14 protein-coding genes are annotated in these 16,073 nt (G+C 61.3%); 11 read left to right on the forward strand and 3 right to left on the reverse strand.

Annotation, left to right across the window (positions count from 1 at the left end):
• Positions 1–13: 13 nt before the first annotated feature.
• The 6 genes from NYR50_RS23315 to chrA all read left to right on the forward strand — a co-directional run bounded on the left by NYR50_RS23315 (position 14) and on the right by chrA (position 5,570).
• Entirely contained in the window at positions 14–556 is a 543-nt protein-coding gene (locus NYR50_RS23315; protein WP_418138184.1) for an RNA polymerase sigma factor, read from the forward strand.
• Complete coding sequence (locus NYR50_RS23320) at positions 553–993, forward strand: hypothetical protein (RefSeq protein WP_418138185.1); 441 nt, start codon at positions 553–555, stop codon at positions 991–993. The genes NYR50_RS23315 and NYR50_RS23320 overlap by 4 nt, the downstream gene beginning before the upstream one ends.
• On the forward strand, positions 990–1,439 hold the full coding sequence (locus NYR50_RS23325; protein ID WP_418138186.1) for a periplasmic heavy metal sensor: 450 nt from the start codon (positions 990–992) through the stop codon (positions 1,437–1,439). The genes NYR50_RS23320 and NYR50_RS23325 overlap by 4 nt, the downstream gene beginning before the upstream one ends.
• A 76-nt stretch (positions 1,440–1,515) precedes the next feature.
• Positions 1,516–3,009 (forward strand): DUF1800 domain-containing protein, encoded by a 1,494-nt coding sequence (locus NYR50_RS23330; protein WP_418138187.1) that lies wholly within the window; start codon positions 1,516–1,518, stop codon positions 3,007–3,009.
• 2 nt (positions 3,010–3,011) lie between these two features.
• A complete protein-coding gene (locus tag NYR50_RS23335) occupies positions 3,012–4,235 on the forward strand; it encodes a DUF1501 domain-containing protein (protein ID WP_418138188.1) in 1,224 nt (407 codons plus the stop codon).
• A gap of 117 nt (positions 4,236–4,352) precedes the next feature.
• The gene (gene chrA / locus NYR50_RS23340) at positions 4,353–5,570 is read left to right on the forward strand and encodes a chromate efflux transporter (RefSeq protein ID WP_418138189.1); all 1,218 of its coding nucleotides are present in this window, start codon (positions 4,353–4,355) and stop codon (positions 5,568–5,570) included.
• Positions 5,571–5,579: 9 nt separating this feature from the next.
• Here the strand turns inward: chrA and NYR50_RS23345 are convergent, their stop codons facing one another.
• On the reverse strand, positions 5,580–6,458 hold the full coding sequence (locus tag NYR50_RS23345) for a LysR substrate-binding domain-containing protein (protein ID WP_418138190.1): 879 nt from the start codon (positions 6,456–6,458) through the stop codon (positions 5,580–5,582).
• Between the two features lie 134 nt (positions 6,459–6,592).
• On the opposite strand from NYR50_RS23345, the gene ampC reads away from it, so the two are divergent.
• Both ampC and NYR50_RS23355 read left to right on the forward strand, forming a co-directional pair.
• Entirely contained in the window at positions 6,593–7,750 is a 1,158-nt protein-coding gene (ampC, locus tag NYR50_RS23350; RefSeq protein WP_418138191.1) for a class C beta-lactamase, read from the forward strand.
• Between the two features lie 257 nt (positions 7,751–8,007).
• A complete protein-coding gene (locus NYR50_RS23355; RefSeq protein ID WP_418138192.1) occupies positions 8,008–9,330 on the forward strand; it encodes a solute carrier family 23 protein in 1,323 nt (440 codons plus the stop codon).
• An 85-nt stretch (positions 9,331–9,415) separates the two neighbouring features.
• On the opposite strand, the gene NYR50_RS23360 is transcribed toward NYR50_RS23355, so the two are convergent.
• A complete protein-coding gene (locus NYR50_RS23360; RefSeq protein ID WP_418138193.1) occupies positions 9,416–9,616 on the reverse strand; it encodes a type II toxin-antitoxin system VapB family antitoxin in 201 nt (66 codons plus the stop codon).
• Positions 9,617–9,678: 62 nt separating this feature from the next.
• Positions 9,679–10,200 carry a TetR/AcrR family transcriptional regulator gene (locus NYR50_RS23365; protein ID WP_418138194.1) on the reverse strand — a complete coding sequence of 174 codons (522 nt, stop codon included), beginning with the start codon at positions 10,198–10,200 and terminating at the stop codon, positions 9,679–9,681.
• Here NYR50_RS23365 and NYR50_RS23370 point away from each other — a divergent pair.
• From NYR50_RS23370 to NYR50_RS23380, 3 genes are all read left to right on the forward strand, one after another.
• Complete coding sequence (locus NYR50_RS23370) at positions 10,199–10,972, forward strand: SDR family NAD(P)-dependent oxidoreductase (RefSeq protein ID WP_418138195.1); 774 nt, start codon at positions 10,199–10,201, stop codon at positions 10,970–10,972. The genes NYR50_RS23365 and NYR50_RS23370 overlap by 2 nt on opposite strands.
• 201 nt (positions 10,973–11,173) lie before the next feature.
• Positions 11,174–11,914, forward strand: a complete 741-nt coding sequence (locus NYR50_RS23375) for an aspartate/glutamate racemase family protein (protein WP_418138196.1) — start codon at positions 11,174–11,176, stop codon at positions 11,912–11,914.
• Between the two features lie 115 nt (positions 11,915–12,029).
• On the forward strand, positions 12,030–16,019 hold the full coding sequence (locus NYR50_RS23380) for a Pls/PosA family non-ribosomal peptide synthetase (RefSeq protein ID WP_418138198.1): 3,990 nt from the start codon (positions 12,030–12,032) through the stop codon (positions 16,017–16,019).
• Positions 16,020–16,073 lie beyond the last annotated feature (54 nt).

Consider the following 16,073-nt stretch of genomic DNA (forward strand, 5'->3'; position numbering starts at 1 on the left):
ATTCGACCGAAGCATGGTAAGCGACCCCGATGCAAAGCTCGTGGCAGATGTCGCGGCCGGAGATATCAGGGCGATGCGGACACTGGTTGAGGCAAAATTGCCGAGGATCATGGCGCTGGCAAGCCGCATGCTTGGTGATCCGGTCGAGGCGGAGGATGTCGCGCAGGAAACCTTTCTGCGGATATGGAAACACGCGGGAACATGGCGGCAGGGCGCTGCGCGGTTCGATACGTGGATACACCGCGTAGCGCTGAACCTCTGTTATGACCGGCTGAGGAAGCGACGTGAAATATCCGTCGCCCAGCCGTCCGACCTTGCCGATGCGCGCCAGTCACCGGAGACCGGCGGTGCTGATATCGACGAGGGCGAGGCTGTCGGGCGGGCGCTCTCCCTCATTCCCGAGCGGCAAAGGGAGGCGATCATTCTGGTCTATTATCAGGAGATGTCGAACCGGGAGGCCGCCGATATCATGCATGTCAGCGCCGACGCATTGGAAAGTCTTCTGTCGCGCGGGCGCAGAGCGCTGCAGAAAATCTTGAACGAGGATGAGACATGAGCGGGTCGAGGGAAGACGGCATGGACGGGCAGGCATTTTCCGCCCTCGTTTCGGCATATGGCGCCGATCCAAGACGCTGGCCCGAGGATCGTCGCGCGAAAGCCGAGCTTTATTCTAAAACAGCCGATGGTCAGCGTCTGCTCAGCGACGCGGCGCAGCTGGACCGCGCCCTGGCTGCTTTCCGGCCCAAGGCTGCGCCCTCCGCCGCCCTTCAGGGACGAATTCTTGCAGAAGGTACGTCCCGGCTTTCGCGCCACCGGCGGTTCGTCCGTTTCGGGCTTGGTGCTGGCATGGTCGGCATCAGCCTTGCGGGTGCCCTGACCGGTGCTGTCGCCGTCATCAATCTCACCCCGCCGCCGTCTTTCTCGTTTGGCGACAATCTGACGGCATTCGGAAATTTGCAAAGTGAAAACGAGTTGGCTGAGGACGCGAAATGACCGATCAGAATTTCCGCTGGATTGTCGTTGTGCTGCTCGTCGTCAATACATTCCTCGTCTGCGCCCTTGCCGGTGCCGGTTTCGTTTATCTGCGCAACGATACCTCGGCCTCCGCGTCACGGATGCCGCTCGCCGGAGAGCAGCTGCCAAAGGCGGAACGGGAGGCCTTTCGCCAGGTGCTCAGCGATGCACGCAAACCCATGCGCGAGACCTCGGCCGAGGCACGGCAGGCCCGCATCGAGGCTGCTTCACTGATGGGCGCCGATACGCTGGACACAAAAGCGCTGTCCGACGCGCTGGAACGCGCCCGCAAGGCGGAATATGCGGTCCGGGCCGCCGTCGAGCTTCAGGCCGTGGAATTTACCCGCACGCTTTCGCTGGATGCAAGACGGCGTCTCGCGGAAGGTCTGCTCTCCCGCGAGGCGCCGAAGCCTGCCACGAAATGATCACAATTTGGCGGCGACGGATTTGCGATATCCACGCCGTTAAAGGGCCGATAACGAAACGGAGTTCGTATCGGCCATGTCAAATACGACGCCTAATTCCAGTCAAGTGGATGCCGCGCTGTGCCTCTGGCGCTTCGGTCTTGGTGCCCGGCAGGGAGACCTGCAGGCAATTGCGGATGATCCACGCGATCTCTTGCGGTCAGAAGTAACCGAACATGCGGTGCCGATCCCGGTTGGCCCGCAATTGCACTCCAGCGCCGATCTCATGGTCTCGCTCATTGCCTTCAACAGGCAGGTGAAAGCCGAACGTGAAAAACCGGCGGTGACCGCCGTCTCTGTTGAGAAGGCGATGACTGAGACGGACAACAGGATGGATAAGGCTGGAATGGCGGCCGCGCCGACCATGCCGCCACCCATGTCAAAAGACAAACCGGCCGACGTGGCCAATAAGAGACCCTATCTTCCCCAACAGATATTGCTGGCGGAGGTCGATGCGCGGTTTAATGGCACCGTCCGCCAGCCTCTGATCGGCTTTGGCGAACGTCTTGCGATGTTCTGGGCAAACCACTTCTCCGTCGCCATCGGTAAGGGTGGCGATGTGCACATCCTCGCCGGCGCCTTCGAGCGCGAAGCGATCCGCCCGCATATATTCGGCAATTTCGAGGACATGCTGCTTGCCGTGGAAACCCATCCTGCCATGTTGTTCTTTCTCGACAACCAGCAATCGATCGGTCCCAACTCACCGGCCAACAAAAACGGCAAGCGCGGCCTGAACGAAAATCTGGCCCGCGAGATCATGGAACTTCACACGCTGGGCGTGGATGGCGGTTACAATCAGGCTGACGTGACGGAGCTTGCGCGCATCATCACCGGCTGGACCGTTTATCGTGACGAGAACAGGCCGGGGCCGGTCGGGCGCTTCAGCTTCAATGCCAACAGCCACGAGCCGGGTGATCACGCGGTGATGGGCATCACCTATGCCGATGCCGGGATGGAGCAGGGGCGGCGGGCGCTGCGCGATCTCGCCCATCACCCATCCACCGCCCGCCACCTTGCCTTCAAACTGGCAAGGCACTTCGTCAGCGACCAGCCGCCTGTGGCGCTGGTGACCAAGATCGCCGCTGCCTACACCAAATCCCACGGCGATCTCGCCGCCACCTATCTTGCCATGCTGGATGCGGAAGAAGCTTGGGATCCCACTTTCAAGAAGTTGCGGCCACCGCTCGATTTCGTCACCGCCGTGCTGCGCAGCAGCGATGTCAAGCCGAAACCCGAACAGATCGTTTCGGTGCTGAAGGCGCTCGGGCAGCCTTTCTGGGACCCCTCCGGACCGAACGGTTTTTCCGACGCGAGCGATAGTTGGGGTTCCTCCGAGGGGCTGGCAACGCGGATCGATGCCGCGAGCCTTTTTGCCCATCAGGTTGCCGGCGGCATCGACCCACGCGACTTCGTGGCCGATCGGTTCGGTCCGCTTCTGACGCGTGAGACCGCCCAGGCCGTCCAGCGCGCGGAAACCAAGCCGCAAGGCCTGACCATCGCTTTCCTTTCCCCCGAATTCCAGAGGCGCTAACCATGCTGTGCGAAGATTTCTCCCCCACCCGCCGCGCTGTTCTCGGCGCAACCGGCGCTCTTTTTGCCTGGGCCTTCATGCCACGTTTTGCCCATGCGGCCTCCGGGCGTGATCCGCGTTTCGTGACGATCATCCTGCGTGGCGCGCTTGACGGGCTGACCGCCGTGCCACCGGTCGGCGATCCCGATTACGAAGCGCTAAGACAGCAATTGACGCTGCTAACGGAAGGCGAAAACCCGGCGCTGGCGCTGGATGGGTATTTCGCGCTGCATCCTTCGCTACGCAATTTCCAGCGGCTTTACCGCAAGGGTGAGGCGGCCGTGGTGCATGCCAGCGCCACCGGTTATCGCGACCGATCCCACTTTGACGGGCAGGATGTTCTCGAATCCGGTTTTGCGACACCAGGCCATGTCGAAAGCGGCTGGCTCAACCGGCTGCTGGAGCAGATGCCGGCGGGAGAAACGATCAATCCTGCCGCCGGCGACCGGGTGAGCGGGCTTGCCATCGGGGCCAGCGCACCGCTCGTCATTCGCGGCAAGGCTCCGATCCTTGGATGGGCGCCATCCGTGCTGCGGCCCGCCGATGGCGATCTTGCACCCCGGCTTGCCGATCTCTACGGCCAGACGGACCCGATGCTCGCCGCCCTGCTGGCCGAAGGTGTGGAGACCGGCAGGATCGCATCGGGTGTCGACATCAAGGCGCGCGGTGGCCCCGGTGATCCGCAGGGAATGGAGCAGATGGCGCGTGGCGCGGCACGGCTGATTGCCCATCCGGAAGGCCCCCGCGTGGCGGCGCTGGCTTTCGAGGGCTGGGATACCCATGCGCAGGAGGTCGATCGCCTAGCCAAGCTCTTGTCCGGTCTGGATAATGCCCTTGCGGCCTTCGAACAGGAGCTGGGGCCGGTCTGGAAGGATACTGTGATACTCGTGGCCACGGAATTTGGCCGCACCGCGCGTATCAACGGCACTGATGGCACCGACCACGGCACCGCCACCACCGCCTTTCTGGCCGGTGGCAGCATCCGCGGCGGCCGTGTCATCGCCGATTGGCCGGGCCTGAAGGAAGCGCAGCTACGTGACGGCCGCGACCTTGCCGCGACCACCGATCTACGCGCCGTCATCAAGGGGCTCGCCATCGATCATCTCGGCGCGAGCGCCGGAGCCCTGGACAAGCTTGTGTTTCCCGGATCTGATCTCATCCGCCCTCTGAAGGGCCTGATCGCCTGAGACCTGATCGCCTGAGACCTGGTCGTCTTGGGGACGGGCCCTTCATGTTCCTGTTGCAATAGTGTCTGATATCCACCCAGTGCCGACGAGTCGCCGCGGCACTGTGTGGAGAGAGATGTGGCATCGCAGGAACGTGAAGGTAATAGAGCGCCGCAGGGCACACCGGGGGAGGTTTTCGCAGCCTTTCTGAAGCTTGGCGTCACCTCCTTCGGCGGCCCCATCGCCCATCTCGGTTATTTCCGCGACGAGCTTGTCGTGCGGCGCAAATGGATCGACGAGGCTGGTTATGCCGATCTCGTGGCGCTCTGCCAGTTTCTGCCGGGCCCGGCCTCCAGCCAAGTGGGGTTTGCGTTGGGGCTGCTCAGGGCAGGGCCGTTCGGTGCGCTGGCGGCCTGGGCGGCATTCACTTTGCCATCGGCCATTCTCCTCATTCTTTTCGCCATGGTCGCCGCCTCGATCGAAGGGCCGGTCGGCACCGGTCTGTTGCACGGTTTGAAGATCGTCGCTGTCGCCGTGGTGGCGCAGGCCGTGTGGGGCATGGCGAAAAGCCTCGCGCCGGATCGTCAGCGTGCCAGCATTGCGCTTGCCGGCATCGTCTGCGTGGTGTTCGTCGCGGGCGCCTTCGGGCAGGTTCTGGCGCTTGGCCTCGGCGCATTCGCCGGGCTTGTCTTCTGTCGCTCCGGTGCCGCGGGACAGGCCACCCACCTCAGCTTCCGGGTGTCGAAAAGCGTCGGATATGGTGCGCTCGCCACCTTCGCCCTGCTTCTCGGCCTTTTGCCGCTGCTTGCAGCAGGGGCATCGTCGCAGGGCATCTCCCTGTTTGATGCTTTTTATCGCGCCGGCGCGCTGGTCTTTGGCGGCGGCCATGTGGTGTTGCCGCTGCTGCAATCGGAAGTCGTCGCGACCGGCGGGGTCACAAAAGACGCTTTTATTGCCGGTTATGGCGCAACACAGGCGGTGCCCGGCCCGCTCTTCACCTTCGCCGCCTATCTCGGCGCGGTGGTGGGGCCGCAGCCTAACGGTATTACGGGTGCGGCAATCGCTCTCGTCGCGATCTTCCTGCCGGGCATGCTGCTGCTCGTCGGCGCGCTTCCCTTCTGGGAAGGTTTCCGCAAACACCTGACGGTGCAGGCCGCGATGCGCGGGGCAAACGCCGCCGTCGTCGGCATTCTTGGTGCCGCCCTTTATGACCCGGTGTGGACGAGCGCGATCTTCACGCCGAAGGATTTTACCCTTGCGCTCACCGGCTTCATCTTGCTGACGGTGTGGAAAACGCCGCCATGGGCCGTGGTTCTGCTCTGCGCGGTCGGCGGCGTTCTGCTTGCCTTGATGTGATAGGGCCGGTCACGCCGTCCCGATGGTCTCGAACAGCCAGTCGGAAAAGGCCTGCATGGCTGATGTCTGCGGTTTCGATTGCAGGCGCGTCAGCCAGTAGCTTCCAAGCGAGATGGTGACGGGAAAGGGCTGCATGACCGCGCCCGACGCCAGATGCCGCGAAAACATCAATGGCGGCGCGAGCGCCACGCCCAGCCCCTGAAGCGCCGCTTCCATCATGCCGAGCGACGTGTCGAAGACGATACCGGCATTGACCTGCGCTGCCGGTGAAACGCCCGCCGCGGCAAACCATGTGCTCCACTCATCGGCGCGGTAGCTGCGCAGCAATGTTGCATCCGTCAGGTCGGCGGGCTCTTTCAGCATTTCCGCCAGTTTCGGCGTGCAGAGCGGCGAAAGCGGTGCCTCGAACAGCCGGAAGGCATCCGTGCCGTGCCAGGAGCCCTGGCCGAAACGAATGGCGAAATCCAGCCCCTCCGCCGCCATGTCCACCCGGTTGTTGTTGGTGGAAACCCTGACATCGATAAACGGATGCCGCTTTTGAAATGCCGCCAGCCGCGGCAGCAGCCAGCCGACGGCGAAGGTGCCCACGACCCCGAGAAACAGCAATTCGCGCACCTGTCCGGCCTCGATCCGGTCGAGCGTCGTCGCCATCTGGTCGAAGGAGCTGGTCACCGTCGGCAACAGGGCCTCACCTTCTGCGGTGATCTTCAAGCCGCGCGGAAGCCGCTGGAAAAGAGCGACACCCAGCCGCTTTTCCAGCCCTTTCACCTGCTGGCTGACAGCCGCCTGCGTCACGCAGAGTTCAATGGCCGCCCGGGTGAAGCTCAGATGCCGTGCGGATGCCTCGAAGGCCCGCAGACCGTTTAAGGGAAGAAATTGCCGAACCATTCAAGACCTAGATTTTCTTGTGTCTCCTCCGAGATATCATGGTTTGTTCGTGCAATGTAGGGCGGCTAAACCTCTTTTCGCTGGGGATGGCGGAGACGCCGACAATCCACCTAAGGTTTTGGAGAACGCGAAAGATGACATTTAACCGCAGACATATCGCACTGGCCGCTCTGGTCTCGACAGGCCTGGTCACGCAGGCTTCTGCCGCCGATGACGCCAGCCTGAAAGCGATAACGGATGCCGCAATCAAGCCTGTCATGGAGAAAAACGGCATTCCGGGTCTGGCCGTCGCTATCAGCATCAACGGCGAAAACCACATCTTCACCTATGGTGTCCTCTCCAAGACCACGGAAAAGCCCGTTACCCCGCAGACGCTGTTCGAACTCGGCTCCATCTCCAAGACCTTCACGGTCACCCTCAGCACCTATGCGGAACTGAATGCCCAGCTGTCATTGTCGGGCAAGGTCAGCAAGTATCTTCCGTCCATGAAGGGAAAGCCCTTCGGCGATGTCGCGCTAATGCATCTCGGCACCCACACTGCCGGCGGTTTTCCCATTCAGGTGCCTGACGACGTCAAGACGGAACAGCAACTGATGGCCTATCTCAAGGCCTGGAAGCCTTCATACAAGGCCGGCACCCACAGAAGTTATGCCAATCCCAGCATCGGCATGCTCGGCTATATCACCGCAAAGGCGATGGGGCAGGGTTTCGATGAGGCGATGCAGGGCACGCTTTTCCCGGCGCTTGGGCTGAAGAACACCTTCACCGTGGTGCCGAAGGCGAAGATGGATGATTATGCACAGGGCTACAAAAGAACCGGCGAACCGGCTCGCGTAACACCGGGCGTCCTTTCCTCGGAGGCCTATGGCGTCAAATCGACGGCGGAGGACATGATCCGCTTCGTCAATGCCAATATGGGGCTGGAAAAGCTCGACGGGAAAATCCAGCAGGCGATCACCAACACCCATACGGGATATTTCAGCGTTGGCGCCATGACGCAGGACATGATCTGGGAGCAATATACCCACCCGGCTCCCCTGAAGACACTGATGGAGCTGAACGGCGGCGCACTTCTGAAGACCGTGCCGGTCTCCGAAATATCGCCGCCGATGAAACCGCGCGAAGACGTTTTCATCAACAAGACCGGCTCCACCAATGGTTTCGGCGCTTATGTGGCGTTCATACCCAAGGAGAAATTGGGCATCGTCATTCTGGCCAATAAAAACTATCCCAATGAGGAACGCGTCTCTGCCGCCTATGAGATTTTGACGGCGCTCGAAAAGGCACAATAACCCTGTCCTCCGTTTGATGTTTTTATCCCGGCGCGGGAGCTGAATGCTCCTGCGCCAAAACGCGTAACGGTGGGAAACAATCCAATCCCGATGACAGCGGCCGGCAATCGCGCTAACCGGGAAAAGATGCGCCGGCAACCGATTCGGTCTCGGGCGACGGGCGCAAATCACAAAGAGCAGATCTTTTTTTGCACGGCTACGAACCGGGACGGGAAAGCCCGGAAGATGCATGCCGGGCATTTCCTGGGGGGACGACGATGAGCGATACCGGTGGTTATTTTCCTCGCTGGCGGCTGAAAACCGAAGGGCGCATCATGCCGGACGAGCGGCTGCCCGCCGGGCAGACCGCAGTGCTCGGGTTGCAGCATGTCGTGGCCATGTTCGGTTCCACGGTTCTTGCGCCGCTGATCATGGGTTTCGATCCCAACGTCTCCATCCTGTTTTCAGGCATTTCGACGCTGATCTTCTTCATCGCCGTCGGTGGGCGTGTGCCGAGTTATCTCGGCTCGTCCTTCGCTTTTATCGGTCCCGTGCTGGTGGCAACGGGGGCGGCTGCGGGTGCGGCCAGCCCTGATATCGCGCTGGCACTCGGCGGTATCATCGCGGCCGGCGTGCTTTATGCGCTGATTGGCGTCATCGTCATGATTGTCGGCCATAACTGGATCGAAAAGCTGATGCCGCCGGTTCTGACCGGCGCGATCGTCGCCGCAATCGGTCTCGTGCTGGCACCCATCGCGATCGCAAGCGCCTCCGGCACGGGTCCGGGTAATCCCGATGGCGACCAGCTGTCGCGCTGGATTGCGATCTTGACGGTGACGTCGGTCGGTGCGATCGCGGTCTATGCGCCCGGCATGACGCGCCGGCTGCCCATTCTTCTCGGCGGCGCGATTGCCTATCTCGCCTATCTCGTGCTCGCAAACGGTTTCGGTCTTGGCAAGCCCGTCGATTTTGCAGGCGTTGCGGCCGCAGCCTGGTTCGGATCGCCGTCCTTCACCACGCCGGTGTTTTCCGCACCGGCGATTGCCCTGATCGCTCCGGTCGTCGTCATTCTGGTGGCGGAAAATCTCGGGCATATCAAGGCAATCGGCGCGATGACCGGCCGCAATCTCGATCCCTATCTCGGCCGCGCCTTTATCGGTGACGGCATCGCGACGATCTTTTCCGGCGCCTTCGGTGGCACCGGCATGACGACCTACGCCGAAAATATGGGCGTGATGGCGATCACCCGCATCTTCTCGACGCTCGTCTTCATCGTCGCAGCACTTGTCGCCATCATTCTCGGCTTCTCACCGAAATTCGGCGCACTCATCCAGACGATACCGGGACCCGTCATCGGTGGCCTGTCGGTCGTGGTCTTCGGCCTGATCGCGGCGACCGCAGGGCGCATCTGGGTGGAAAACAAGGTGGATTTCTCCGAGCCGCGCAACCTCATCACCGTGGGCATCGCGCTGGTTCTCGGTGCCGGCAATTTCAAGCTCAATGTCGCGGGCTTCACGCTGGATGGCATCGGCACGGCGACAATCGGTGCGATTGCGTTTTATCACCTGCTGGGCCTCGGTAGAGCGGCGCAGGGCAAGTGACGTTGGGCGGTTCCAGGCCACAGGTTTGGAAAGCATGGGCGCGTAATCGGGCCAGCGGCCGAGTGGACTAGGGCCTCAACAAGGATCACTTGTTGAGGCCGTTCCGTCGGCGAGGGGTGATTTTGGCCTCGGGCATGGAGCCGCCCAGAGCGATCAATCGCTTGCCAGCCTCGACACGTACGAGCGTTTCCAGTGCTTGTTGGACAAGAGTTGCGATCTCTTTCGTGCCCGTCAGGGATTTGGCCCTCTCCACGAGCTTGTCGTCGAGATCGATGGTGGATCGCATTGATAATCTCCCGTCTTCATCGCTTTAAATACCACGATATGGTGCGTAAAAGCGCCCCGGATTCAACCTTGAGGACCGGTCGCGTCTTTCTTTCCCGGCCACGCCATCAGCGCAACATCGATCACGGCCTTCAACGTTGCCGTACATGCCCCGTCGCAAGCCTGTGCAGACATGCCCTGAATAATGGCGCCATAAAAGCGCGCAAGGGTGTCCGTATTGGTTTGTTCCGGTAGCTCACCGTCATGGATGGCGCGATCGAACCGCGCCTTGAGAATCTGTATCGCCCCCTCGCGCAATGCTGCCGTGGCGCGGGCGACGGAGGCGTTTTCTTCCGAATGCTGGAGAACGGCGGTCGAAACGATGCATCCGCGCGGCTTGTCCGGCTGGGTGTCGCCTTCGGCAATATCGTAAAGGTACGCGGCGAGCGCCTCGTGGGCCGGTATTTTCGCCTGCAATAGTCCGGCACGGCGCTCGCTTTGTTGCGCGATATGATGATCAAGCGCCTGCCGGAACAGTTCTTCCTTCGAACCGAAGGTCGCATAAAGAGATGGCGGCGTGATCCCCATCGCATGGGTGAGATCCATGTCTCAGAAACTGTCGAACAAAGTCGCTCTCATAACGGGAAGTTCAAGGGGCATCGGCCGTGCCGCCGCCCTGGCATTTGCCAAGGAGGGCGCAGGTCTTATCGGCGTCCATTATGGCGCAAACCCCGATGCCGCACAGTCAACAGTCCGCGAGATCGAAGCCCTCGGCTCGAAGGCGGTCGCCCTCAAGGCCGATCTGCGCGAGGGGAAAGCGGCAACGGACAACCTGTGGGATGAGTTCAAGCAAGCGTCCATCGCTTTCACCGGCACGCCATCGCTCGATATTCTCGTCAATAATGCGGGCATCGCACCGGCGACACCGTTGAAAGACATGACCGAGGCCGCGTTCGACGAGTTGATGACGATCAACTTCAAGGCGCCCTTCTTCCTGATCCAGGCTGTCGCCGATCATCTCCGCGACAATGGCCGTATCATCAATATCTCGACCGGTTTCACCCGCATCGCGGCACCGACCCATCCGGCCTATGCCGCTTCCAAGGGGGCGCTTGAAACATTGACGCTGGCGCTTGCGCCGGAATTCGGCCGGCGCGGAATTACCGTCAATTCGGTGCTTCCGGGCGTGACTGAAACCGACATGAACGCCGGATGGCTGGCAGCGCCTGAAGCGCGTGCCGGTGCCGAAGCCCTCTCGGTCTTCTCACGGATCGGCCGTGCCGAGGATATCGCTGACGTCATCACGTTCCTCGCCTCCGATGACGCCCGCTGGACGACCGGGCAGATGATCGATGCGACGGGTGGTGCGCGGATTTGATTTGATGTCATCAGGTGCCCCGCACAGCACAATGTTCGGGGCACTTCGCGTCTTGTGAGATGACGAAAGGTCACCGTGAACCATGGCTGCTCGGTTGCTTTGATATGTGGGCTTGAGGCCCGCACTCGGCCTGTGCCAGAATGTTCCGGCAGTTCAACCGGGCGTCCGTCTCCCATTCCACCTAAACGCATTGATGATCAGATGAAAATTATCGGAATTCTCGGCGGCATGTCGGCGGCATCGACGCAGATCTATTATCGCAAGCTCTGCGAGATCACCCGCGATCGCCTTGGCGGCCTTCATTCCCCCGAGCTTTTGATCCGCTCGCTTGATTTTGCGAGGATCGAGACATTGCAGGCGCGGGGCGAATGGGATGCCGCCGCAGCCATATTGAACGCCGGAGCTAAAGCCCTGCAGCGGGGCGGCGCGGACTTCGTCCTGCTTGCGACCAATACGATGCACAAGCTCGCCCGGGACATGATGGAGGGTATCGATATTCCGCTGCTGCATATCGCTGATGCTACCGCGGATCGTATATTAAGCGCCGGGCTCAGCCGGCCGGGCCTGATAGCAACTGCCTTCACCATGGAGCAAAGCTTCTACAAGGACAGGCTGGTTGCGGCGTCGCTTCATCCGGTCATTCCAGACGCTGAAGACCGCAGGCAGGTGCACCGCATCATCTACGACGAACTCTGCAAGGAAATTATCCGGGATGAAAGCCGTTCGACCTATGAAGATGTCGCCCGGCGGCTGGTCGATGCGGATGCCGATTGCATGATTCTCGGCTGTACCGAAGTCGGTATGCTCCTCAATCAAAACAATGTTTCGGTCCCCGTCTTCGATACCACGCTCATCCATTGCGAGGCGGCTATCGATCTTGCTCTGGCAATGCGAGGGGATGCGTGCGCTTTGCCGAGCCAATCCCGCGTCACCGCAAAATGACAGCTCCCGGTGCCTGATTGCCCCTCCTTTCGGCGCAATTCCAAATCATGTATAGCGGCATTACTTTTACATGCCTGGTGCCCCTATGGATCGCAATGTGACCGCCGAAAGGCAGTTGGAACCTACAGTATTTGCGCCGATTGCGCCGTCGCTTCCAGTCCGAGAGGATGAGCCTTACGCCCGCGACGAGATGCTGCACGAAATATTCGAGCAGACAGCCAGACGATTTCAGGCCAAATGCGCCGTCAGGCTGCTTGGCCATGATCCCGAAAACAGCCGCCGCACCCAGCTAAGCTATGCGCAACTGGCCGAGCGTGCCACCCGGTTTGCCCGCCAGCTTCGTGCCATGGGAGTCGAGCGCGGGGATCGCGTCGTCATCTGCCTGCCGCGCGGCCTTGATCAATATATGGCCATCCTCGGCACGCTCTGGGCCGGCGCCTGTTATGTGCCGGTTGACTGGAGCTATCCGCAGGATCGGATCGATTTCATTGCCGAGGATAGCGGTGCCACGCTCATCGTTACGGATGCGGAACGGGCCGGTGGCATGCGGGCAACAACGCTTGTGGTCAACGAGACGCTTGGTGATCTGGCCGCCCAGGATGCCGTGCCGATCACCCGCGCCGAAAGCGGCGCGTCTCCCGATGACCTCGCCTATATCATCTACACCTCGGGAACGACCGGTCGGCCGAAGGGCGTGATGATTTCCCACCGCAGCGCCTGCCATTTCCTGCGGTCTGAAGGGGCGATCCTCGCCATTGAAGAAAGCGATAGGGTTTTCGGCGGCTTCAGCATCGCCTTCGATATGTCGATCGAGACGATGTGGAGTGCTTTTTCCGCCGGTGCGGAGCTGCTTGTCGCCACCGAGGCGCTGCATAAGGCGGGCCCTGATGTGGGTATCACCCTGGCGGCTGAAAGCGTCACCGTCTGGCATGTGGTGCCGTCGCTCTTCACCCTCGTTGAGGCGGAAATACCCACGCTCCGCATCGTCAATCTGGGCGGGGAGGCATGTCCGCCTGATCTCGTCGAGCGCTGGGCGCGGCCGGGTCTTCGGATTCTCAACACCTATGGACCAACTGAAACAACCGTCACGGCCACCTGGACCGAGGTTCAGCCCGGCCGACGCGTCACCATTGGCCGACCATTACCGGGATATACGGCCTGGATTGTCGACGAAAAACTCTGGCCGGTCGCTGCCGGCGCCGAAGGTGAACTTGTCATCGGCGGCCCCGGTCTCAGCGGCGGTTATGTGAACCGCCCCGATCTCACCGCAGACAAGTTCGTCAACACGCCGTTTCATGGCCCGGAAGGGCAACCAGTCCGGATTTATCGCTCTGGTGACCTCGTGCGTCTCGATGCGGTCGGCGACATCGAATTCATGGGGCGTATCGATACGCAGGTGAAGATCCGTGGTTTCCGCGTCGAACTGGCGGAAATCGAAGCGGTCATTGCCGAAGATGCGTCGGTTGCGCAGGCCGTCGTCCATCTTTTCCGCGATAATGACGGATCGGAACTGCTGGCCGCATTCCTTGTCGCGCGCGGCAACGCCGCGATCGACATGGAAGCCGCCCGGAAACGGGTGAATGATCGTCTGCCGAACTATATGCGCCCGGTCGCCTATCAGGTGCTGGATGCCCTGCCGACCCTGCCGGCCTCCGGCAAGGTGGATCGAAAGGCGCTGCAGCGTCCGGTCGTCGTTGCCGTCACGGATCGGGAAACGGTCGCGCCTGAAACACCGCTTGAAATCCAGCTGCACGCCATCTGGTCGGAGGCTTTCGCACCGCAGAAGGTTTCGGTGGAGGATGATCTGTTCGAGGATCTCGGTGGCCATTCACTGAAGGCCGCCCGTCTTGCCTCGGCAATCCGCAAATCATCAGGCCTTTCCGGTGTTTCCATTCAGGATCTCTATGCCGCACCCACGATCCGGCGGCTTGCCGAACGGCTGCGTGACCGCGTGATGGCAGATACGGCGGTGCTGGAACCTTTCCACCGCGTCAGCGAATTCCAGAAACGCCTGTGCTGGGCGCTCCAGACGATTGCTCTGGTGCCGATCTATGCGGTGGCGGGATTGCAATGGTTCTTCCCCTATCTCGCCTATACCTATCTGGTCGAAGATTTCGGTCGTGTCTCGGCCCTGCTTCTCGGCGGCCTCAGCTTCGTTTTCATTCCGCCATTGGGAATGGTGTTCGCGATTATCGTCAAATGGCTGATCATCGGCCGCTACAAGCCCGGCGATTATCCGCTTTGGGGCAGCTATTATCTGCGCTGGTGGCTGGTGCGACGCCTCTCCGACATCATCGCCACGCCCTATCTCAGCGGCACGCCGATGATCCGTTTTTATTATCGGCTGCTGGGCGCCAGGATCGGTCGCCGCGCCTTTATCGGCACGGTCAGCATCGATACCGCTGATCTCGTCACCATCGGCGATGATGCCATCGTCAGCGATTACGCCATGCTGGCGACGAGTTCGGTCGAGCGGGGTCTGCTGCGCATCGGCTCGGTCAAGATTGGTAGCAGCGCTTTCATCGGCACCATGTCGGTGGTTGGACGCAACAGCGCGATTGGTGATGCAGCCGCGCTTGACGATCTCTCTTCCCTGCCGATGAACCAGTCGATCCCTTCGGGGGAAAGCTGGAGCGGCTCTCCCGCCAAGTGCATCGCGACCGGGCGTATCGCCCAGCGGGACGGGGAGGCGGGCTTTCTGCGTCGTCTGCTGGTAGGCTTCGGACTGTTCATCGCTGCGGTCATTCTTCCTCTGGTCGCGATCCTGCCGATTGCGCCGGGTCTGATCGCGATGATCGAAATCGACTGGAATACGGATGGTTATTCCTACCTGCTGATTTCGCCGTTCCTCGCGCTTACCTACATCATCCTGATGTGTATTTTGACCGTTGCCGCCAAACGCCTGATCCTCGGTCCGGTCCGGCCCGGGCGATATTCGATCCATAGCTGGTTCTACCTGCGGTTCTGGTTCGTCCAGCAGGTGACCGATCTGGCGCTGGCGCTGCTTCATCCGATCTATGCGACGCTCTACGTCATCCCCTGGTATCGTGCGCTCGGCGTGCGGATCGGCAAGCGCGCCGAAATCTCGACGGCTGCGAAGATCGTGCCCGATCTCGTCGATATCGGGCCGGAGAGCTTCATTGCGGATGCGGTTGTTTTCGGCGCGGCGCGCCATGAGCCGGGCATTATCGAACTGGCGCATACCCGGATCGGGCGACGGTCCTTCATCGGCAACTCGGCCGTGTTGCCAACGGGGGCGACCATTGCCGATGGCGTCCTGATCGGTGTGCTTTCCAAGCCGCCGGCAGATGGAGGCGCCGAGCAGCCGGACGGGACTTGGTTCGGTTCCCCGCCGATTTCGCTCCCCGTGCGGCAGGCCGTCGGCCTGTTCGATGAGGGCGCGCGCTTCAATCCGCGGCCGCGCCTCGTCGCGATGCGGCTTGCCATCGAGGCCATCCGCGTGATCCTGCCGCTGACATTGTTTCTGGCATTTTTCAGCCTGCTTTTCTCTGTTGTGGGCGATATCCAGGATTATGACGACAGCCACTTGCTGATCGCCGCGATTTTCCCCTTCCTCTACATTGGTTTTGCGCTCGCCTGCGGCCTCAGTGTCGTTGCGCTCAAATGGCTGGTGATGGGGCGGTATAAACCGACGACAAAGCCGCTCTGGAGCACTTTCGTCTGGCGAACGGAACTGGTGACGGCGACCTATGAAAACCTGGCGGTGCCGAACCTGCTGCAACCGCTGCGGGGCACGCCCTGGCTGGCGTTTTTTCTTCGCCTTCTCGGCTGCAAGATCGGCCGTGACTGCTTTATCGACACGACTGACATCACCGAACATGATCTTGTGCGGATTGGGGACGAAGTGGCGCTCAATGAATTCTCCGGTCTGCAAACCCACCTGTTTGAAGACCGCGTCATGAAAGTGAGCGGCGTGACGGTCGGTGACCGCGCCGTGATCGGCTCCTATGCCATCGTGCTCTACGATGCCGAAATCGGGGAGGACGCGCAGCTTGGCGATCTTTCCGTGGTCATGAAAGGCGAGACGCTGCCGGCTGGAACATCGTGGGAAGGGTCTCCGGCCCAGCTTGTTCGCAATGCATGAGCGAAGTCGCGCTGGCATTCAAGCACTGAGGGCCTGACTGCAGGAACGGGTGAC

Origin of the sequence: Agrobacterium sp. El2ro-1b, from assembly GCF_048298475.1 — a bacterium.
Lineage (GTDB): Bacteria > Pseudomonadota > Alphaproteobacteria > Rhizobiales > Rhizobiaceae > Agrobacterium > Agrobacterium fabrum.